We start from the raw sequence: 21,574 nt of genomic DNA on the forward strand, positions 1-21,574 counted from the left end.
GATGTGTGTCTCGCGGAATGACGTCACCAGCGCGGCGAAGGCCTCGCGCAAGCGCTGGCGGTACTCGGGGGCCTCGACAACCTTGTGACTCTCCTCCGCGCGTCCGGGGAACAGGAGCGTCTCCAGCGCGTACTGCTGGCGGTCGTAGTGGCCGGAGTCATCAGTCGGCTGCAGCGAGACCTCGCCGTTCTCGATGCTGGCCATGAAACCCCCCATTGTTGGAGCCGCGGGGTCGCCGCCCAGTTCCGCCACGACTCGCGACTCGCGGGAGAGCGAATGCGGAAACAGCGCGATGCCGTCCCATCCCGCGCGGCTCAACTGAGCCGCCGCGCGCTCCGCATCCGCCTCGGGACGTAATGTGCTTCCCGCCTCGCGGGCGGCACGCTGCACTTCGACCAGCGAGGCGTGCCTGTTCGGGTTCGTCATCGCGCGGTAGAACTCGACCGTGCGGCGATAGGCGTCTCGCAAGTCAGGTCCTGTGTTCCCGATGGGGCGTAGGGATTGCGCCAGGATCAGTGCAATCCTTGCGTCATCCGCCGTCAGCGCTGAGGTGTAAGGATCGAGCCTGGCGGGCCACATCTGGAACAACCGATCCTGGGAGAAAAGGCGGCGAAGCTCGGGAGTCCAGGTGTAGAAGCCGTTCGGCTTCACCCACACCGGTTGACTGCGGAGAGCGTCCAGCATGCGCCGAGCCATCGCGCCGATCTCAGCCGGCACCGCAGGATCTCCATCGCCCGCCATGATGCCCGCTGCGATGTAGGCACACGCCGCGTCGGCCGCAGCACCTGGGGTGCGTTGGCGAAGCCGGAGCAGCCGCTCCAGCATGATCTCCAGCAACCGCGCCTTGCCCGGCGGCACGATGTGTCCCTGCTGGAGCGCAAGCTCCAACCCGGCGTACATCGCATCATCGCGGCATTTCGCCTTCCACGTAATAAGGTCGAGCGAAGGCAGCAGTCCGGCGAGCCGGTCCACGTCGGCGCCCTCGCGAGAGCGTCCTGCATACACCGCCATGCCGTCGGGCCAGCGGAACTCATTGACAACCTGCCGGTAGGTCGAGAAGAGGCCCCCCGCTTCCGGCTTGTCTTCGCTGTTGAACGGGACGATGTCGAGCCGAATCCGCACGGGGGTGAGGTCCACCTCCCGGTCCCCCAATCGCGCGGTGAGGTCAAGCGCGGGCGGCGCTGCTCGCGACGATGAGATCAGCAGGGAAACAAGCAGGAGACATGAAGCGGGATTCAACATTGCACGGCCAATGCCCATGACTCCCTCCTGTCCGCCTCCGGCAGAGAGCATTGCCTTCGGTACTAGGACGCGTCAGCGATGATGGTCGTTCCGTGTCAGGCAGACAACGGAAGCTGCGGCCGGCCCGATCAGCCCGGCCGTCGCCAACTGAAGTCGGCGTGCTTATTCTGCGGCGTCCGCCGCGGCGATCTCATCCCACTGCGGCACATGCTTCTCGTCGCGCGCAAGGCAATCCGCGAGCAGGGATTGCTCGACGCGCAGCAGGCGCAGCATCTCGCGCATGCCGCCCTCACTCTGCCCCTCGAATGACTGCATCCCCGGGCGCGTCCACGGCGGCTGCATGTTGACCGTCGCGATGCGGATGACGCCGCCCGGCGCGCCCTCGCCGTAGACGCGCTCCATGATCTCTATTGCGCGCTCGTAGCGCTCGAGCGACGCAATGATGAGCGGCATCACGGCGGCCGTTGCGGACGCCGCACCGCGCTTGCCGGCGAGCCATTCCTGATACGCCACCGCCGCGCGCAGACGCGCGCCGTGGTGCCGGCCCAGTTCCGCCGCGAGTTGCATCAGATCGCAGATGCGGCGAAACTCGTCGGCGCCGCGCTCGGGCTGCTGTGCGCGCAGCCGGCGCACGAGGTTCTCCGTCCGCTGGGCGCGGCGCTCCACGTCCTCAGCGGTTTCGAGCGGGCCGACGTCGGTCGCGGCATCGGCGAGATGCGGGTCGTCAACGTATTCGGGAACGGTGATCCAATCCCGGCTCCACCGCTTTTTGCGCGGGATGCCCCAGGAGAATGCCTGCTCCAGCTCCGGGCGATCAATGCCGGTGTGGCGGAAGCTGCTGATGCTCGGCATGCCGAGGTAGGAGATGAGCGGCAGGCCGACCTGGGGCTTGTAGTTGTTGTTGCGGTAGTAGAGCTGGCAGCCGATAGCGGGGATGATCCCGCTCGACTCCTCGGCGGCGGCCAGGAAGCCCTCGGCATTCACGTCACCGCCGTAGCGCTCCCGTACGCGCGCGATCCAGTGCGACTGTTCCTCGTCCTGCGCCCGGTCGGGATCGTTGAGATACCGGCCGAATGCAGCCTCGGTGATCCAGTTGATACCGCCGTCGCCGGTATCCATGAACAGCCCGCCTGCGCCTTTATCCTTGAGCCCCTGACAGACGCCTCGGACGAACGAATAGCTGCCGAAGAACAGCCAGTGTGGTGTCTGAGCCGAAATGACGGCGGCGGGCCTGCCGGTGTGATTCTGGAACAGCGTGATGCGCGTGCTCGCTTCGGGAACGAAGAACTGCTCCTCCTGGAGCTTGCACATCGGCTGCCAGTTAGCCAGCCCGCGCGAGAGGAGGTCGAACTCGTGGGGGTAGATGCCTTGGTCGCGCAGGATGATGTGCGGCTGCGGATCCATCGCCGCGACGGTGTCGCACAACGCCGCGCGCGTGAAGTCCACACAGGGCACCGGGTTTTCGCCGACCGTGGGCGCGAGGCCGACCTGCGGGTACTCGCGGAAAAACGCGCGGTACGCTGCGGCGGTGTAGGCGCGCGATTCGGGCGTGTCGGCGCCGGCGTATTCGAACACCTGGCCGTGGTAGGGCAGGTTGTGGGCGCGCGCGAACGGGCCGGGCAGGAAGATGCTCCAGGTCAGGATGTAGATCCTGATGCCGCGCGCCTCGGCTTCGTCAATCAGGCCGTGGAACCAGGCCTTGTTGCGCTGCAATTGCTCGGGCGTGAGCGTGGCGGCTTCGGGGAACTCGGGGATCTCGACGAGACCCGGGAACGGGTGCGGGTGCAGGAAGAGGATCGCATTGTAGCCCTCGCCGGCGAGGCGGCCAAGGCGCTCGCGCCAGTAGTCGAGGCGGCAGAAAGGGTGATCGAAAGTCTCGTCAACTCCCTCCCACTGCGCCTTGAAGCTGTCCCAGTAGTAGCCGGTCGCGCCGCCGCCGGCGTACATCGGCAGCCCGCCGATGATCGCGCCGCGAAGAGAGAAGGCGGGCGAATCGCCGGACGGCGCCGCTTGCGCCGGCAGGCAGAGACAGCCGAATACGAGCACGACGAGGAGCATCGCGAGGATCATTGGATATCACCGCTCACGCGCCCGGCTTGGGTGAGTACAGCACCACCGGCCGCCACACGCCGCCGAGCGTGGTCTCGGCATCGGCGAGCACGGCGAGCGTGTTGACCTCGCCGGGGCGGATGACGTCGGTCACATCCACGTCGAACGGCGTCATCCACGAGTTGGGTGTTTCCCTCTCGGGATGGCTGTACACATACTCGCCGTTGACGAAGATCGTCCCGCGCTCGTCCACCGCGCCGAAGTAGAGCATCACCGTGCGGCCGCGGAACAATGCGGGGACATCGAACCTCACCCTTGCCCAGCCCGAGCCGGTCAGTCCCTCGCGGCCCTGCTGATGCCACTGGCTCGTGGTGACGACCGTCTCCCAGGCCAAATCGTCGAAATCCGGGCGGTACCAGCCCTGGGACATGCCGGTCAGATCCGGGTCGGCGCGGAAGCGCCACCGCATCGGCAGGGCGACGGCGTCGTTCTTCTCCCAGAACTGGCGCGAGCGCGAGTAGGCCTCCTGCACCATCAACACGCGGCGCTCCTTGGAGCCGTCGAGCGGCAGGCTCTGGCGGACCGCCGCAAGCGCCTCGTCATAGTCGAAGCCCGGGCTGAGGTCAACGCCGTAGGGGTCGGGCGTCTCGCGCGCGGCATGCTGCTGCTGCCAGTCGGCGGCCGCGATCGCCTGGTTCGCCCACGTGAACCAGCGCCAGTAGGCCGCGTTATCTTCTTTGCCATATGTCGGCCCCTCGTAGAAGATCCAGTAGCCGTCGGAGAGGTCGGAGATCATCACCGCGTTCTTGCCCGAGAACTCCGGGTCGGCACCCCACACGATGGGGTCAATGCCGCCCATGTACCGAAACGGCACCTCAGCTCTCCGCACCGAGGCGATGTTCGCCTGCAGCCGCGCGCGGTTGGCCTTGAGCGCCGCTTGCTCGGACAGCAGCTTGCCGCCCGACCGGCCGTAGGTGACGGCGTCGGCGAGTATGAGCGGCGCGCGCTCGGTCGTCCACTCGCGCCACACCGCCTCCCTAATGAACAGCGTCCCGGGCGCGGGATAGACGATGAATTGGAAGCGCGGGTTGATAGCATGCACCTGCTCGCGCAGCGCGCGGCAGCGGGCGCGCCACGATGCAATCTGGAACTCGGCAAACTCGTCCACCAGGGTGCGGCTCTCGAGCCAGGGGTAGCGCTCGGAGGGCGCGAGGTCCGGCATCTCCATGCCCCGGGCGCGCGCGAACTCGCGCATGATCTTCTCGTCGTAAGAGAGATCGTAGCAGTTACCGCCGCGGCCTTGCGCGTAGTTCTCGAAGTCGAGGAAGACGCCGACGACGGCCGGCACCTCGGCGCTGACCCGCGCCTGGCCGACGATGTTCTCCGTCATCCACTGCCACAGCTCGTCGGAGTTGGGGCTGTAGAGGTCTTGCTCGAGGCCGTCGGCCCACACCAGCTTGGTGCCGGTCTTGGTGGATAACGTCCCGCGCATCCATGCCATGTAGTACATGCCGTGCTGCTGTGCCAGCTCGGCGACGCGGCGCACGCGCTCCATATCCTCGCCGCCGATGCGCGGGCACACGACGTTAAAGTCGGCGTCGGCGATCTCGCGCACGTTGTCCTCGGTCATGACCCAGTCGTTGGCGCGCATCAGGACCTTGTCCACCAGGACGCGCAGCTTGTCGGTGCGGCCGAGGGCGTCGCGCGGCGGGAGATCCGCGAGCGCCACGCCGCCGCGTCCGAGGAGCAGCATTACAGCGATGATGCACCCCAGCGATCGCGAGCGGGTTCTCGGTATCAGGAGACGTCGTTGCATTGTGGCCTGCTCCTTTGGAGATTGCGGTTCCCGCCTGCGGCGGGGATTTCCTGCCCGAGAGGGAATGACTGACCCGCGCGTCGGCCTGGATCGGAAAACCGCAGAGGCGCAGAGGATACGCGTCGCCCGCGGCCCTAAGACATGTCCGCCTTGGGCCGAGCTGCAGCGAGCGTCCCCCTCCCGGACACGCCGCCGCGTGTAAGCTACTCGCTTCGTCTCCTCACGCGGGCGCCTCCACCACGACCGCGATGTGGGCGCCTTTGGTGATGCCGAACGGGACGAAGGAGTAGCGGTCGCGCCAGATGTCGTCGGCGCTGCGCGGGTCCTCGCGCCAGCTCGCGCCGCCGGAGAAGCTGCGCGGGCCGATGCCGATCGGGTTGGCGTTGACGTTGTGGTGCGGCCCGAGCAGGTTGCGGCAGCTCCCGAACAGCTCGATCTCGAATACGTTGACCCGCCGCCTGTTGAGCAAGCCGGTGACCTCGATCTCATGCGGCCGCCAGGGAATGTACCCCGCCTCCCGCCCGTTGACCGTCACCTTTGCGAGAACCGCCTCCATGCCCTCGAGGCGTAGGAAGGCGCACTCTCCTTCCGCCAGCGGCGCGCGCAGTTCCTGGCGATATGCGATTGAGCCGCGGAAGAACCGGTAGCCCTGCGGGCCGAGGTCGCCGGTGTGGACTTCGGTCTGCGCCTCGGTGAGCGCGAACCGGGGCGGGCCGCCATCCCACCGCGCGTTGCGGCGCGTGACGCCGAAGTCACCGATGAGGTAGACGCTCTCGACCTCGAGGCCGGGTTTCGCCGTCGTCGTCAGCTCGATCTCGTTCATGCCCTTGAGCAGCAAGCCGGCGATGTCTATCCGGCGGAACGAGATGTCGCACCACCAGCCGTCCGGCGCGGGCACGTCGCGGCCGTTGACGGTGATGGTGTAGATCTCGGGCTGCTCGACGAGCAGGAAGACCTCCCGCTTACGGCCGGGGTCGAACTCGACGGGGCAGGTGAAGCGCAGCGCGAGCGGTGTCGGCTCGCGCAGACCGTGGAGCGATTGGCTGAGCCAGATCGTCGGCACCTCATCGCGCCATTCGCCGTTGCCCATGCGGAAGGCGCAGTAGTCCAGGGTGAGCGCGTTGTGATCGCGCGGCTCGACTTGCCAGCGGTCATCGAACGGAATGCGGCGCACCTGGCGCAGCACCGGGGCGGGTCCCGCGACCGGGTCCTGCGCGCGATTGAGCGCGAGCAGCCGCGAGCCCGCGGGCGCGAAGATGATGCGCGCCGCCGTGTACCCCTGGGCGTAGACCGACGGCAGCAGCGTGACCTTGCCGCTTTGCAGATCCCAGTCCTCGAGGAGACCCCTGCCGCGCAGGCGCACCTCGGCGTGCACCTCGCGCTTGTTGTCGGTGTTGGCGAGGAAGAAAACCTGCCGGTCGCCCACATCGCGCTGCTGGTAGCAGATGGAATGCGCGTCCTCCTCGTGGCGCCCGAGCACGTGCAGGGCGCGCTCGAGCGCCGAGTCGTGCTCGAGGACCACGATCTCGGGCTCGAGGATGCCGTCCAGGGTGAGGCGCAGCTCGTCGCGGTCATTGGCGATGATGGTCGCGACGCGGCGCAGTTCATTGGCCGGGCGGTCGGATTCCGCGCCCTGCTCCAGCACCGGCAGCGGCTCGACGCAGACGATCCGTCCGCCGGCGTCCGCGAAGCGCAGCAGCAAGTCGAGCACCTTGGCGCGCATCGTCACGCTCGGCGGCACGATGACCACCTTGTAGCGGGACGTGCCGACGCGCAGGCTGCCGCTCTCGATCGAGCCATGGCGCTCGACGATCTTCTCGTCGCCGTAGTCGTAGTCGCGGTGGATGTCGAGCAGGAAGGTGCTGAGGCGCGAGAACTGCTCGTTGAGGCGCATCACGGGTTGGTCGTCCAGGGGATCGTGAATCGCCCACGCGCTGCCCATGGGATGCAGCAGCAGGAGGTCGCACTTATGCCGGCCGCTGGTGAGCGCCGCGCCGAGGCGGGCGAAGTAGTCGGCGATGACGCGGTTGTGCGCCCACCACGGCTGCTGGTAATACATGGAGGGCGGGTAATCCCGCTTGCGGCGCCCGCGCAGGGAGTATAACTCCAGATGATGGCACAGCCAATCCACGCCCTGCGCGTATTGCCAGTCGCCGATCCATTTCTGGTCCTCGAAGGTCAGGTTCCAACCCGCGGTGCCGTAGGTCTCGGACAGGACGCGGCGCCCGCCGAACTGGTGGGCGACACTGGACACCTGCTTGTTGAGCAGCGGGTCAACAATGTGGCGCCCGAGGTGGTCAATCCCCGGCACCTGCATGTACTCGTAGTGCGGCATGGCGCCGCCGATGTGGCGGATCTGAACCGCGAGGTTATCCTCGTACAGTTGGTGGCCGGTGAGTGCCAGGTTGTTCTGCTCGCACCAGTCGTAGATGCGCTTCGAGAAGTTCTCGACGTACTGATCCGTCACCGTGCTCCAGAAATCGTAGCGGACGCGGTGGAAATCTCCGCACTCATAGAATAGCGACAGCAGGTTGTCGAGCAGGTCGTAGCCGTTGCGCTCCTCGAAGATGCGCGGCAGATCCTCGGTCCACGGCACGTGGCGGTAGTTCGGCTCGTCGGTGAAGATGCCGGGGATGGTTTTCGCGAACTCGTCGCCGACACGTCGCTTGTACGCCTCGTGGGTCAACTCGATGAACTTCTCGACCACTGTCGGCTTGAGCAGGTCGACGAACCCGTGCGTCGCCATGTAGAGGTGAAACACGGTCGCGTCGCCGACGTCGGACGGCAGGTGGTGGTCGGGCAGGCGGCGCAGGTTCGCGACCTCCTTGCCGCGGCGCTGCCCGATGAACGTAGCCAGCGGGTGCCGCTGCGGCTGATACACATCGGGGTCAACCTCCGCCAACACGACGGTCTTCTGGCGCCATTCCGGGCCCATGTCGGGGATGACGGAGCCGACCGAGCCGCTCGGCCATTTGTCTTCGTCGTAGAGCCAGGCGTCCGTGCCGACCTTGCGGCTCTCGTCCACCGCGGCCTCGATACACTCCATCCAGCGCTCGGAGAGGTACGGCGTGACCAGGCCCTCGCGGGCGTGCATGAAGTGCCCGCCGAGGCCCGCGTCTTTCATCTCGCGGATCTGGCGGCGCAGCTCGTCGGGGTCGAGATCATCGTTCCACGACCAGAACGGGATGCCGCGATACTGCTTGCCGTCGCGGCCGGCCCGGCGGAATTTCTCTTCGAGTCTCATTGGTGACTCCTCCGTGAATCGCTTCGCCCCAGGTGCTGCCCGAGACTGCTGCGCTAGCGCCCCGCGGCGGGGTGTGTCGCCGTGACATTGCTCTGGTCGGCGCGGCCCGTGGCGCAGAAGCAGACGCAGGCGAGAGCCCACATGGCCGCCTGCCGCCACATTCCACGAGTTCCGTGCATTAGGGACCGACGCCGAGGACGGCCTGACCCTCCACAGGGACCTCGTCTGGAAGCGTCTGCGGATCCTACCGGCGCTGCGGCAATCCCCATGACTCCACGGTTCATGACCCCGTGTGGCCGAAGCCGCCTGCGGAGCGCTCGGTGTCGTCGAGCGCCGGGATTTCTCTCACCTCCGCCCGGCACACGGGAGCGATGACGATCTGCGCGATGCGGTCGCCGCGGCGCACGACGAATGGCTCGTCGCCGGCGTTGAACAGGATGACGCCGACGGGCCCGCGGTAATCCGCATCAATCGTCCCCGGCGTGTTGAGCACGGTGATGCCATGGTGCAAGGTGAGCCCGCTGCGCGGGCGCACCTGCGCTTCCCAGCCCGCCGGGACGGCAATCCGTATGCCGGTCGGAATAAGCGCCCGCGCTCCGGGCGCGATGACCTGCTCGTCCGCGACGGCGGCGTGCAGATCCATACCGGACGATCCCGCGGTCTGGTAGGTCGGCAGCGGCAGTCCCTCGCCCTCCGGCAGGCGTTCGACCTCGATGAGGATTCTGTCGTGCATCAGACGGGTTACCAGTCGCTCACGTGGGCGGAATGACAGCGCGTTGACGCGAACATCCGTGACCGCATCAGGTGCGCTGACGGCGCTCGGCCACCGGGACTTGGCCTGCGATGCCCGCGATCACATGCGCATGGGCTGTTGCGCCGACTTATTCTCTGGGCGCGGCGCCGTTCCTCCCCCGCCGTGATGGCTGGCGCGACAGGGCGACCAGTCGCGCGGCGCCGCGTGTTCCCGGCGCATGAGAAGGCCGCTGAGCTGAGCACCCGCGCCGGGCCGGCATGATCTGCGCATCGTCGCGACGCGACGAGATCTGGACGGGGGCCGCGTGTAGACGGCATTCGCCGAGCGCACAAACCGCGGCCAAATGTGGAATAACCGTGCAGCATCAAATCATGGGCTGCGGCCACCGGCGGGTGGTGGCGGTGGCCTGTCGTGGTGGGGCTATGAGCATGACCAGCGAGACCGCTGAGGCGCAAGAGCTTCTGCTCCAGGCTGTGGCCCCGATCGCCAGCGACTTGGCGGCAGTGTTCGACCGCCTGGTGGCCGCGCGGCGGGCCGTGGGCCTGTACCAAGACGACCATCCGATTGCCGCGGCTGCGCGAGACGAGGCCGGCCTCGCGCTGGAAATGGCACTTCGGGAGCGCGGCACACTCACCATCACCGCCACCGAGGTCGGGCTGCTGATTGACGGCAAGGCGTACCGTCAGACCGCCGACACCCAGGCACTGGCGAAGCGGCTGCGACAGCGGGGGATCCTCAGCGTCACGTTCAAAGCGGGTGTTGATCCGACTGAGCTGGCGGTGCTGTTGTCGGTGATGGAGCTTCCCGCGACTCGCCTGCGCGCCAAGGGCGGAGTCAAACACATCCTGGCCACCGCCGGCGTGACGCGCATCGAGGCGGAGGAAATCCACTACGTCGAGGACGCCCCGGAGACCGAACAGCAGGAGCAGATGGCCCCGCTGGATCCGGATACGCAGTGGGACAGCATCATTGTCGAGTTGGCCAAACTGCTGTGTAGTGACGGCGATGATATTGACGACGAGCAGTACCGCAAGCTCCTGACCCTGCTCGCCGACCCGAGTCTCGTGGTGCGGTTGCTGACGGAATGCCTGTCGCAAGCAGGGGTGCAGGCGGCGGAGAGCGGGCGCGCGGCATTCGTCGGGCAGATGGTGCAGAGGATCGAGCGGTTGGTGCTCGCGCGGTCGGTCACCGAGTGGGAGGCGGTGAAAGGCAGCGTGCGCCAAGGGGTATCCAAGTTGCCGCCCGCGGTGCGGCCGCGCATCTTCAGCTTCCACGCCAACAGTCTGGGTGAAGGGCCGCCGAGCCCGGACGAGGTCGTGACATCGCCGGCCAATGAGCGCTTGCCCTCGTTGCTCGCGGACCTCAACGCCGCGCTGGCGGAGGCGCGCAACCTGCCGCGGGAGCTGGCCGACGCCGTGGTCGGTTTGGAGCGCGGCAGCCAAGCGCTCGGGTTAATCGGCGCCGATGCGGGGGTGCCGGCGAGTCGCCTGGCGATGCTCCTCAACGGCATGGCTGCGATGAAACTCCAGCCGTCGTCGCCGTGGGAGGAGATGACGGACATGCTCCAGTCGGCGCGCGGCCAGACCACTTTGGCGGATGCGGTGGCGACGCTGCTCGAGATCCTGGAGAAAGAGAACAAGCTCGACGGCTACTCCAAGGTGGCCACCGAATTGGAGCGCAAGACGAGGGAGTTGATGGACGGCGGGCAGCGCGCGGCGGCGCTTGCGGCGCTCGCGTGCTTCGCGCGCCATGCCAACGAAACCAACCAATACCCGGCGTGGCAGCGGCTGCGGGCGAAGGCCGCGCTGGAGGCGATCGGCACGGGTGCGATCCTGCATCTTGTGAGCCAAGTCGTACGCACGGCGATGCCGGAGCAGGTCGTAACAGCGACGGAGCTGCTGGTGTTCCTCGGGGAGGCCGCGGCTCCGATGCTGACGCAGTTGATGGGGGAGCCGCTGGCGCCGGGCGCGGACGCGGCGGTGGAGCAGGCGCTGGTACGGCTGGGGGAAACGGCGGTGCCCGAGCTGTGCCGCGCGTTGGACACTGGATATACACAGGTTGGGCAAGCAGTGGTGCGGGTGCTGCCGCGCATTGGGACACCGGCGGCGCTCAAGGGATTGGGCAAGGCGCTGAGCGCGCGCGACGTGCTGGTGCGCCTCGCCGCCGTGCAAGCCCTGGGCAAGACCGGTTCATCGGATGCGGCGCGGTTGCTGCACCCGGCGCTGTCGGACCACAACCCATCCATTAGGCGGGCGGCGATTGCCGCCCTCGGCGACCTCAAGAGCGCGGACGCAGTGGCCGAGCTGTCGCGCATCGCGCTGCGCAGCCCGGGGCTGTTCGGGCGCCCGGTGGGAGATCAGCTCGAGGCCGTCTGCGCTATGGGCAAGATCGGCGGCGGGCAGGCGATCCAGACGCTGTCGGAGGCGCTCAAGCGACGCGGGCTGTTCGGGGCGGCGAAGATGGATGAGATCAGACTCGCTGCCGCAGCGGCGCTCAAGCGCATCGGTACGCCGGAGTGCCTCGACGTGCTCGCGGGCTATACCCACGACAAGCGTCCTGCAGTGCGCTCCGCCTGCTTGCAGATGTTCGAGGAATTGCAGGCCAACCAACCCGACGGCGCGCAGTGAGTCGGGCTGAGCGCGGCACGCGCCGCGCGGTCGAAGGAGCAAAGCCGAAGGGATGAGCGGAAAGAAGACCACTGTCGGCGGGGACCCGGTATTCGACATGACCATCACCGATGCAGATGACACGACCACGGCGCCGGTGGAACTGTCGGCGCAAGTCGAAGAGGCGCTGACGTCGGTCGCCACGGCGATGCGCAACGCCACTTTCTACGGGCTTCAGCACTCGGTCGCCGAGGCGTGCCTCCAAGAGGCGACGGATCGCCTCAACTCCGTGCTGGCTGACCGCGCGGAGCTTCAGATCAACGTCCAGACCGACCAGTTCCTGTTCGACGACTTGCCTCTGCCCGATTACGTGGGGACGCTCGTGCCGCTTGCGGAGGAGCTGACTGCGCGCGAAGTTGGGCGCATCACGTTCCTGCCCGGAGTCGAGCGGCGTGAGATAGCGGTGCTGGCGGAGGTGCTGATTACGGATCCGCGGGCGCTCGACCTCCAGGGCGGCGCCAAGGGCGCGCTGGATGCTCACGAGGTCGCGCACATCGCGCTCGAACCGCGGCGCTCCGATCAGCTCGAGGACAAGCAAGAGCGCGAGGCGCTGGCGATCTATCAGGACGCGGTCGACACCGTTCGCCGCGCGATGAACGCGGTTGAGCGCGGACAGGCAGTTGACGCGCCGGCGGTGCGGGCCGTGGTGGATGAGATGCTGGCGTCGCTGCTTTACGACTCCTCGGGGCTGGTGAGCCTGGCGGCGATCAAGAGCTACGACGAGTACCTCTACGAGCACTCGGTTAATGTGTGCATCGTGTCCATGGTCTTCGGTTGCACCTTGGGGCTCAACGAGAAGCAGATGATCGAGTTGGGCATGGCGGGCATCCTGCACGACATCGGCAAAGTGTTCGTGCCGCTGGAGGTGGTGCGCAAGCCGGGGCCGCTCACCGAAGAGGAGTGGATGGTGATGCACACCCACCCGCTGGTCGGCGCCAAAGTGCTGGCGACGACCCCGGGCGTGCCCGACCTCGCCTCCGTCGTCGCGTTCGAGCATCACGTCAAGCACGATCGCAGCGGCTACCCCAAAGTCGCGCGCCCGAAGTCGCTCAACTTCTATAGCCACATCGTCACCATCGTGGACTGCTACGATTCACTGACCACCGTGCGGCCGTACCGGGCGGCAGTGCGCCCGGAGCAAGCCGTGGGTTGGATGCTCTACTCCGGCTACAGCCAATTCGAGCCGCGCCTGCTGCGGCGCTTCGCCTCAATGCTGCGCCTTTATCCCGTCGGCGCCGTCGTCAAGCTCGACACCGGCGAGTGGGCAGTCGTCGCCGGCGGCAGCGAGCGCGATCCGGCGCGGCCCGTGGTGCGCCTGCTGGTGGACGCCAGCAGCACCCTGGTGCGCGGGTTCAAGCGCGCCGATCTCAGTGAGCGCGATACGCACGGCGGCTATTGCCGCTCTATCGCGGATTGCCTCCAGCCCGTCGGCCGCATCTCCGAGATGGCCGCCGTGCTGTTGAAGTAGTCGCCGCCCGCGGCAGCCCGCTTTGTCGGAATCGCCCGCCTCATCGCGAGGGACCTCTCCCCGGCGTGAGCCGTGCGCGCTCCCCAGCCACGCACACGGGCGTGACTGCTCTGGCTGCACGCGAAACACCCCATCGTCTCTGTGGGCCCGCATCCGTCTCCCCATGCGTGACGCGCCGCAAGCGGCGCCGGACGCGCTATAATAGCGCGTCCGGGGGCGAAGAACGGCGGGAGGCGTTTGAGTTCCGCCACCCGGCCGCAGCCCACCACGACACGGAGGCAGACCTGAATGTGTGCGATCACCCCAGGATTCGTACTTGCCGTTGGAGCGCTCGGTCTCATGATGGCGATCCCGGCCGGCGCGGAGCAGATACGCGGAGGCGAACGGGGCCCGGAGCGCGTCGAGCTGAAGCTCGATCGCTGCCGCCTGGTGTGGCGCGCGCAGCAGGGGCTTGATGTCGAACGCGACGGCATGCGCGTGTTCTCGGCCTACCCGCAGGAGTTCACGCTGCACACGCGCGACTGGAAGAAGGCGCACTTCGACAGTAGCCGCGATCGCGGCCGGGCGCGATTGGCGCGGCGGGGCGCGGCGCACGTGCTCACCATCGAGCACGCCGTTCCCGGCTTTCGCTGGACCGAGAGAATCGTCGCCGGGCCGGGGGACCGGTTCCGCTTCGAGTGCGAGTACGTCCAGGACGCCTGGGACGACGCCGCCCTGCAGCTCGGCTTCTCGCGCCCGACCGAGCACTGGTTTGCGGGCGCCGCATTTGAGAGCGACGCCGCAGCGCAGCGCGCGGATGGAATCATACCGCTCTCGTTCGATCCCGCGCAGCCCCACCCGTTCACCGGCGCGAGCGACATCACGATCAGCTCCCTGTTCGGCCGCGTCGAGATCGCCGCCAGCAAGCCGATCACGCTCTACGACTACGATAACCGCTGGGGCCACTTCTGGCTCGGCCTAGACGAGGATCTGCCCAAAGGCGAGGAGCGGAGCTTCGCCATCGAGGTGCGCCTGTCGCCGGCGGTCGTGGCGCAGTCCGGGCTGCGGCTGTCGGCGTTCCATCTGCCGGCGGAGGTCGGCGACGGGCGGCTGGCGGCGTCCTTTGCCGCGCGCGCGGAGTCCGCGGCCGCCGAGCGGGTGAGCGTCACGCTGTCGGCGACATCACCGCGCGGTGAGCGGCTGGAGGCCACAACCAACGTCCGGTTGCACCGGGACAGAGACACGCCGGTCGCCCTTTCCCTGCCGGCAGTGACACCGGGCGCCTATGCCTATCGCGTGATCGTCAGCGCCCGCCCGGGCCGCGCCGAGCTGTTCGCAACCAAGGAGTTGACGGCCCAGGTGCTGCCGGTGATGACGCTCCTGCCCGGGCGCTCGATCTACACCTCCGAGGAAACCGGCTGCCTTCTGGTAGGTGTGTCCGACGGGCTGGCGGGCGAGACGCTCCGTTTCATCGCGAGCGCGGACAACGGCCTGCGTATCGAAGCAGATGTGCGCGGCGGCGCGCGGAACCGGGTGGAGGTGAACCTCGCGCGGTTACCGAACGGCGTGAATCAGTTCACCGGCGAACTGCGCCGCGGCGAGGAGGTCGTCGCAATCGCGGAGACCGTGCTGCGCACAGGCCCGCCCAAGGCCAACGAGGTTGGAATAGACTACGAGAACCGCGGGCTCATCGTTGACGGCCTGCCATGGTTCCCGTTCGGGTTCTACTGCATCTTCCCGCCGGGTGAGCTGCCGGCGGCGGAGGCGCCGCAGGGCTTCAACATGATCGCCGCCTATCAGAACGCGGCGCGCGACCCGGCGCAAGTGCGCGCGTACCTCGACCGCTGCGCCGAGGTCGGCATGAAGGTGCACTACGACATTCGGGCGATCGCGCAGGCCGAACCGTCGCCGGAGAAGTGGGAAGCGCTGCGGCGCGAGGTCGAGGCGTATCGAGATCACCCCGCGCTCTTGGCCTGGTACTTGTGCGACGAGCCGGATGGCCAGGGGATCCCGCCCGAGCGCCTCATCGAGGCGTACAACTTCGTCAAGGAACTCGACCCGTATCATCCCATCACGATGGTCTTCTGCATCCCGGCGCGGGCGCCGGAGTACGTCAGCGGGATGGACATCATGATGGCCGATCCGTACCCGATACCGCACGGGTCGGTGACGGTCGTCGCCGAATGGGCCGACCAACTCAACCGCGCGGTGGGCTACGGCATGCCGCTGTGGATCGTGCCTCAGGCGTTCGGCGGCGGGGAGGGGTGGCGGCGCGAGCCGACCGCGCGGGAGGAGCGCGCGATGACGTACCTGGCGCTGGTGCACGGTGCGACGGGCATCCAGTACTTCATCCGCCGCCCGCCGATCGGCAACCCGATCTCGCCCAGCCTGTGGAGCGAATGCCGGCGCCTGGCGCTGGAGGCGCAGGAACTGACGCCGGTCCTGCTCTCGACTGAGCCGGCGCCAGCGGTCACCACCGAAGTCGAAAGCGTTCACGTCGCAGCGTGGCGGTGGCGAGGTTCGGTCTATGTGATCGCCGTCAATGCGGCGGTCGAGCCGGTCACGGCCGCGCTCGCCATCGAAGAGGACTTGAGCGGCGAGGCGGAGGTGCTGTTCGAGGGGCGCCGCGTCGCGGTCACCGACGGCGGACTCCACGACATGATAGACGGCTTCGGCACGCGGGTGTACCGCGTCGAGGTCGAGGCCCCGGCGGAGGCCATCGCAGTCGCACCCGGCAACCTGACGGTCAACCCGAGCTTCGAGGACAGCGCGAACGTCGGGACGCCGGACGGATGTTACGTCACGGTCGGTTCGGACCCCGGCGCGTCGCTGTTCGTTGACTCGCGGGTGGCGTACCACGGCGCGCATTCGCTGCGCTTGCGCACGCCGACCGAGGGAGGCGGCGTCACCGTCGTGCCGTTCCCGGTTGTGCTGGAGAGCGGTCGGGAGTACGTGGTGTCGGTGTGGGCCAAAGCGCAGACGGCGGGGCTGCGGTTCGCCCTCGGCCTGCGCGGCATTGCGGCCGAGCCGCAGACGTTCGAGTTAGGGACGGAATGGGCGAGGTATGAGTTCGCCGGCGTCGCCGAAAATGACGCGCGGACACCACCGACGCTGGAGTTGATCAGCCCTGGCACGGCGTGGTTCGACGTCTTAGAGGTCGTGCCGCAGTAGGGGACAGTTACCTTTTCTGCAGGCGCGGGCGCGTGTGTGCGGGAGTTGCGGCGCCGACCGCGCAGCACACGCATTCGCGGCAGCGGACGTTCGGGAAAGGTAACTGTCCCCCCGCGCCGGTGTGCTATAATAGCGGCGCGAAGGCCAACGACGTCAGGGGGAGGCGATATGGACTCCATCCGACGTCCCGCAGTGGCGGGCACTTTCTACCACGGCGACGCGCGCGCGCTGCGCGCGCAGATCGAGGACTGCTTCACCCACGAACTCGGCCCGGGCACGATGCCCGAAGTGGACCCCGACGGCCCCGGGCGCATCCGCGGGTTGGTGTGCCCCCATGCCGGCTTTCAGTACTCAGGCCCGGCGACCGCGTGGAGCTGGTCCGAACTCGCTCGCGACGGGACGCCCGACGTCATCGTCATGATCGGCCCGAACCACACGGGGATGGGCGAGGCGATCGCGATTCCAACCGCCGCAGCGTGGAGCACGCCGCTGGGCGATGTGCGGGTCGACGACGATCTGCGCGAGCGCTTACTCGCAGGCTTTCTCGGCGCGCACCTCGACGACTCCGCGCACCGCTTCGAGCACTCCCTCGAAGTGCAATTGCCCTTCATCCAGTATCTGTTCGGGACCGATGTGGGCGTTCTTCCCATCGCGCTGCGCTCGGTGAGCGCGGCGGCCGTGCAGTCGGCGGAGGCGCTGCGCTTGGACAATCTGGCGCAGGCGCTCGTCGAGGCGACGCAGGATCGCCGCGCGGTAATTGTCGCCAGCACCGACATGACGCACTTCGAGTCGCACGACACCGCGAGCGAGAAGGACCGCGCGGTGCTCGACAAGGCGCTCGCGTTGGATACGACAGGGATGCTGAGCGCGGTGGATGCGCGCCGTGTGTCGATGTGCGGCGTGCTCGCGGTGGCGACGATGATGGAAGCCGCAACCGCCGCGGACGCGCGGGACGCGCGACTCCTGGCGTACTACACATCGGGCGACATCACGGGCGACAAGGGCGAGGTCGTCGGCTATGCCGCCGCGCGCTTCGCGGTCGGCGCCTGATGCTCGCCGGAGGGACAGTTACCTCTTTCCGGCGTCTGGATCAACGGTGGGTCGATTCGCAGTCGCAGCAAGGTTGTGATCGAAGCTCTGGAAACAGGTAACTGTCCCCCGGGGAGGGTAGGCATGGGCGAGATCAAAGTCATCGAAGCCGATATCACGACGCTTGCCGTTGACGCGATAGTCAACGCCGCCAATAACCACTTCTGGCTGGGCGGCGGCGTGGCGGGGGCGATCAAGCGCCAAGGGGGCAAGGAGATCGAGGCCGAGGCCGTGCGCAAGGGGCCGGTGCCGGTGGGCGAATCGGTCGTCACCCGCGCTGGATCGCTGCCGGCGCGTCACGTGATTCACGCCGCAGTCATGGGCCAGGATCTCCAGACCGACGGGGATAAGATCCGCGCCGCTATGCGCAGCGCGCTGCAGCGCGCCAAGGAATTGGGGATCGGAAGCATAGCCTTTCCCGCGCTGGGGACCGGCGTGGGCGGGTTCCCGATGGACGAGGCCGCGCGGATCATGATCAGCGAAGCCCGCGCCCATCTCGACGGCGACACCTCAGTGCGCGAGATCACCTTCGCGCTGTTCGGCCGGGAGGCGTGCGAGACGTTTAGGACGGAACTGGATGCGCAGAAGTAGGGCGATCTGGCCCAGCCGCCCTCGGCTGGGAACCCGGATGCGCGACAGCAGGGCGGTCGTCACCTGGGGCTCCACAGCGGGAACGGCGACGGAGGCTCGGCCGCGGACTGGAGCACGCGCATCCTCGACCTGACGCCGGGTCGCTGGAGAAGGGGGAATCATGAACCGACCACCGCGCCGACTATTCGCGTTGGCCTGCTTAATCGCCGGCGCCTTTGCGCTGTTCGCCTGTGGGCACGTATGCGCCGCGCCGCAAGCGCTCGCCATCCAGGATTTCAAGAACGAGACGGGTGAGGACAGGTTCAACTCGTTCGAGCATTTCCTGCCCGAAGCGCTCGCCGAATGCGTGTGGCAGTTGCCAGGTGTCGCGCGCGGGCCGGGCACCGACTGCGGCCCGCAGCCCCACGCGAAGTTCTGGGTGTATCGGATGATGGGCACCGAGAAGGATCTCCGCGCGACGCCACCGCCCGACGACGTTCGCAAGTATCTTGATGAGTTTGTCGCCTCGTACCTGGCGCAGCCGAATCCGCTGGACCATCCTGCCGCTCCCGAGATGTTCCTCACGGGGTCAATCGCGAAGGCGAGCGGCGGCTTGGAGGTAACGATCAGACTCGCCGCCGCGTCCGGGGAAACCGTGAAGGAGGTGCGGCTGACCGCGCCGGTCGAGAAGGCGGTGATCACTGTGCCCGCCGAAGCGGCTTGGGAGTTGAGACGATCCCTGACGTCGGCGCGCGCGGCTGATGAACCTCGGCCTGCGTTGGGTACGCAGTCGCTCAAAGCGGCGGAAGCCTACCTGGAGGCGTTGTTCTTCCTGAGATGGGCAACGGTCGACTTTCTGAAGAAAGCAGCCGAGCTGAGCGACGCATCTGACCCGGTTGAGTCGAAGGACTCCTCCGCGCGGTTAGCAGAGGATGCCTTCAAAAGCCTTTACGTCGGTCGCGAATATGCGATGTCGAGTCTGAGGCTGGCAACCGCCCTGGATCCGCACTTTGCCCTGCCTCACGCCCAACTAGGCGTACTCTACCTCCAGGGAGCGGGGCTTGCGACCGAGGGGATGTCGCGTGAGGATGCTATTGCCGCTGGTCGCGAGGAATACGAGGCGGCGGTGCGGCTGGGTTACATATCGCCCGGCACGCTCACGGGCCTGGCGGGCGCGTTGTTCATGGAGGCGCAACTGGCGATCTCCGCAGGGGACACAAAGAAGGGCAATGCATTGTGGGATCGGTCCATCCAGGCATGGCTGGACGCTGTGCGAGCAGAGCCGGACGGCGCCTCGGTCCGGCGATCGGCGGCCAACGCGTACATCCCGCGCGCATTGGACCAGACAGACGAGGCCCACCCGAAGATTGTGGATCGCGAGGCGTTCGAGGCCGGCCTGACGCTGCTGCGTGAGGCGGTGAAGTTGGCGCCCGAGTGCCAGGAGGCGAACGAGCGTCTTCGCTCTGTCGAGTCGCTGCAAGCGCAATAGGCGAGGCGGGCACGGCGAAGCACTGTCCCTTTCTTGCCGGGCGTCCCTATCTTCGCCGTATGTCCCACAGATGCACGTCAAGGTCGTTTGCGGTCGCAAGTGTGTAGCCGTCCGGCGAGAAGGCTACGGTCATGGTATCCTCGTCGGGAAGCAAGAGCATCCTGACGCCGCGGGGGACCCGCCACATTACGACCTCTTCGCTCGCGGTCGCCAAGAGTCTGCCATCGGGAGAGAATCCCACATCCCACACGTTGAAGGAGTGGCCTCCCATCGTCGCCACGAGGTCACCCGTCGCCGGGTCCCATAGCTTCGCGGTATCGTCCCAACTCCCGCTCGCCAACCATCTGCCATCTGGCGAGAATGCGAGTGCGTCAACGGCCCCGCTATGCCCGACAAGCGTGCGCGCGACCTGCCAGGTGGGCGTGTCCCAGAGCTTCACGCTCCCATTATAATCGCCGCCTGTGGCTAGAGTCCTGCCGTCCGGGGAGAACGCGACAGCGAACGCGTAATCGTTGCTCGCCTTCAGCCTCCTTCTCAATGTGGCCCGCTTCACATCCCATATCGTGACTTTGCCGTCGGCGTCGGCAACCGCCAACAGCCGGTCGTCGGGCGAGAAGGAGAGTGACTTGACTGCTTCCTCGCTGGCAAGCACCGCTTCCTTCGCACCGGCAGGCACAGCCCACAGGAACACCTGGCCGTCATCGTAGCCGCACGCCAGTCTCGACCCACCGTGGGAGAACGCCACAGCCCCCATGCCGGCACCATGCTTGAGCGCCAGCAGTCGCTTCCTGCTGGCGAGATCCCACAGCCATACCTCGCTAGGACCACCGACGGCGCCGGCGCCGGCGGCCAGCGTCTTGCCGTCGGGCGAGAAGGCAACCGCCCAGACCGTTCCGGTGTGTTGAAAGGTTGAGGAGACCTCTGGAACGTGGTCGTCCTTCGCGCGGACCGCGTCCGAGCGCGAAATAAGCAGAGCGAGGAGTAGCGCAAGCGCGAGCGTAAGCCGCCGTTTCCTGTGAGAGCACTTCGCTTGGTCGAGACGCGGCTTCGTCGGGTCTGCTTGGCTGGCTGGCTCTTGGCTCATTCGCACATTCCACCTCCACCGCGGAGAGACACACACGCAGGCCTTCCGCGGCCCGGCTCGGTCCGCAGGCGACGAGCGTGAACACGTCTGGTTGTCAGCGCTACTCTAGACAACCTGTGAGTGCATCGTCGGCTGGAATGGGACAAATGCTGAGTTCGCATTTGGGCGAATGCGGTGGGTATTCCTGTTCTCCGGCGCCAACAAACCAGGGCACAAACAAGGGATGCATGCCGCTGATTCATTCCACGGCACACGTGCACAGTGAAGCCGCGCGCCGCCGCGCCTTTTGGCGTGCGGGACTTTCAGTCCCGCTCTTCCAGGCCGCAGCGGACCTGCCGGCACCAAAGCGGCGATGAATCGCCGCACGCCATAGTGGCGCCGTGCGAAGCTGTCGTCTTGCGCACCCGCAGGTGTGAGCTACAGCCCCGCCAGTTGCTCGCGCAGGAACTTCGCCGCGGTGGCGATGTCGGCCGCCGGGTTGTCTCCCACCTCGCGCTCGATGGTGAGATAGCCCTCGTAGCCCGTCTCCTTGAGCGCGCGGAGATACTCCGGCCACGGCACGTCGCCTTCGCCTAGCGGCACCTCGCCGCAGTTCGGCCCGGGGCCGACGCCGTCCTTGGCATGCGTGTGCGCGATCAGCCCGGCAAGGTCGTACACGCCCTCCACCGGGTCGAAGCCGTTCATTACCAGATTCGCCGGGTCGTAGTTGACCTTGATGGACTTCGTCCGCAGGCCGCGCAGGAACGCGCCGAGCGCCGCTCCCGACTCCGGCCCCGTCTCGCTGGCGAAGACGACCCCGATCCCGTCGCCGTGGGCACCGATGTCCTCCAGCGCCTCGGCGGCGGTGCGATACTCCGAGGCGGCGGGGTCTTCAGGGATCACGCCGATGTGCGACGTCATGACGGTAACGCCCACCCGCGCCGCGAGGTCCATCATGCGCTTGGTCGTCGCGA

The 21,574-nt window shown here is 67.4% G+C and carries 13 protein-coding genes; 6 read left to right on the top strand and 7 right to left on the bottom strand.

The window, feature by feature from the left end; all coding sequences use genetic code 11:
* From JSV65_16630 to dut, 5 genes are all read right to left on the bottom strand, one after another.
* A partial coding sequence (locus JSV65_16630) for a hypothetical protein (protein UCH34145.1) occupies positions 1–1,260 on the bottom strand: 1,260 nt, incomplete at its 3' end.
* Between the two features lie 144 nt (positions 1,261–1,404).
* Positions 1,405–3,312, bottom strand: coding sequence for a hypothetical protein (locus JSV65_16635; GenBank protein UCH34146.1), 1,908 nt, complete (start codon positions 3,310–3,312; stop codon positions 1,405–1,407).
* Between the two features lie 13 nt (positions 3,313–3,325).
* A complete protein-coding gene (locus JSV65_16640; GenBank protein ID UCH34147.1) occupies positions 3,326–5,107 on the bottom strand; it encodes a hypothetical protein in 1,782 nt (593 codons plus the stop codon).
* Positions 5,108–5,327: 220 nt separating this feature from the next.
* Complete coding sequence (locus JSV65_16645; protein ID UCH34148.1) at positions 5,328–8,351, bottom strand: hypothetical protein; 3,024 nt, start codon at positions 8,349–8,351, stop codon at positions 5,328–5,330.
* Positions 8,352–8,631: 280 nt separating this feature from the next.
* Positions 8,632–9,084, bottom strand: a complete 453-nt coding sequence (gene dut, locus JSV65_16650; GenBank protein ID UCH34149.1) for a dUTP diphosphatase — start codon at positions 9,082–9,084, stop codon at positions 8,632–8,634.
* A 278-nt stretch (positions 9,085–9,362) separates the two neighbouring features.
* On the opposite strand from dut, the gene JSV65_16655 reads away from it, so the two are divergent.
* The 6 genes from JSV65_16655 to JSV65_16680 all read left to right on the top strand — a co-directional run bounded on the left by JSV65_16655 (position 9,363) and on the right by JSV65_16680 (position 19,537).
* A complete protein-coding gene (locus JSV65_16655) occupies positions 9,363–11,732 on the top strand; it encodes a HEAT repeat domain-containing protein (protein ID UCH34150.1) in 2,370 nt (789 codons plus the stop codon).
* A gap of 52 nt (positions 11,733–11,784) precedes the next feature.
* Positions 11,785–13,239, top strand: a complete 1,455-nt coding sequence (locus tag JSV65_16660; GenBank protein ID UCH34151.1) for an HD domain-containing protein — start codon at positions 11,785–11,787, stop codon at positions 13,237–13,239.
* A 339-nt stretch (positions 13,240–13,578) separates the two neighbouring features.
* The gene (locus JSV65_16665) at positions 13,579–16,389 is read left to right on the top strand and encodes a hypothetical protein (GenBank protein ID UCH34152.1); all 2,811 of its coding nucleotides are present in this window, start codon (positions 13,579–13,581) and stop codon (positions 16,387–16,389) included.
* Between the two features lie 177 nt (positions 16,390–16,566).
* Positions 16,567–17,439 carry an AmmeMemoRadiSam system protein B gene (gene amrB / locus JSV65_16670; GenBank protein ID UCH36818.1) on the top strand — a complete coding sequence of 291 codons (873 nt, stop codon included), beginning with the start codon at positions 16,567–16,569 and terminating at the stop codon, positions 17,437–17,439.
* Between the two features lie 123 nt (positions 17,440–17,562).
* Entirely contained in the window at positions 17,563–18,069 is a 507-nt protein-coding gene (locus tag JSV65_16675) for a macro domain-containing protein (GenBank protein UCH34153.1), read from the top strand.
* A gap of 160 nt (positions 18,070–18,229) precedes the next feature.
* Complete coding sequence (locus JSV65_16680; GenBank protein ID UCH34154.1) at positions 18,230–19,537, top strand: hypothetical protein; 1,308 nt, start codon at positions 18,230–18,232, stop codon at positions 19,535–19,537.
* A gap of 46 nt (positions 19,538–19,583) precedes the next feature.
* Here the strand turns inward: JSV65_16680 and JSV65_16685 are convergent, their stop codons facing one another.
* Together JSV65_16685 and JSV65_16690 are read right to left on the bottom strand one after the other, a co-directional pair.
* Positions 19,584–20,621, bottom strand: a complete 1,038-nt coding sequence (locus JSV65_16685) for a WD40 repeat domain-containing protein (GenBank protein UCH34155.1) — start codon at positions 20,619–20,621, stop codon at positions 19,584–19,586.
* A gap of 417 nt (positions 20,622–21,038) precedes the next feature.
* A partial coding sequence (locus JSV65_16690) for a sugar phosphate isomerase/epimerase (GenBank protein ID UCH34156.1) occupies positions 21,039–21,574 on the bottom strand: 536 nt, incomplete at its 5' end.

This window comes from Armatimonadota bacterium (assembly GCA_020354555.1).
In the GTDB taxonomy this organism is placed as follows: domain Bacteria; phylum Armatimonadota; class Hebobacteria.

Excerpts from the sequence above, each read along its gene's own strand:
- JSV65_16635 (UCH34146.1), bottom strand. The coding sequence starts at position 3,312 with ATGATCCTCGCGATGCTCCTCGTCGTGCTCGTATTCGGCTGTCTCTGC.
- JSV65_16640 (UCH34147.1), bottom strand. The coding sequence starts at position 5,107 with ATGCAACGACGTCTCCTGATACCGAGAACCCGCTCGCGATCGCTGGGG.
- JSV65_16645 (UCH34148.1), bottom strand. The coding sequence starts at position 8,351 with ATGAGACTCGAAGAGAAATTCCGCCGGGCCGGCCGCGACGGCAAGCAG.
- dut (UCH34149.1), bottom strand. The coding sequence starts at position 9,084 with ATGCACGACAGAATCCTCATCGAGGTCGAACGCCTGCCGGAGGGCGAG.
- JSV65_16655 (UCH34150.1), top strand. The coding sequence starts at position 9,363 with ATGATCTGCGCATCGTCGCGACGCGACGAGATCTGGACGGGGGCCGCG.
- JSV65_16660 (UCH34151.1), top strand. The coding sequence starts at position 11,785 with ATGAGCGGAAAGAAGACCACTGTCGGCGGGGACCCGGTATTCGACATG.
- JSV65_16665 (UCH34152.1), top strand. The coding sequence starts at position 13,579 with ATGATGGCGATCCCGGCCGGCGCGGAGCAGATACGCGGAGGCGAACGG.
- JSV65_16675 (UCH34153.1), top strand. The coding sequence starts at position 17,563 with ATGGGCGAGATCAAAGTCATCGAAGCCGATATCACGACGCTTGCCGTT.
- JSV65_16680 (UCH34154.1), top strand. The coding sequence starts at position 18,230 with ATGAACCGACCACCGCGCCGACTATTCGCGTTGGCCTGCTTAATCGCC.
- JSV65_16685 (UCH34155.1), bottom strand. The coding sequence starts at position 20,621 with ATGAGCCAAGAGCCAGCCAGCCAAGCAGACCCGACGAAGCCGCGTCTC.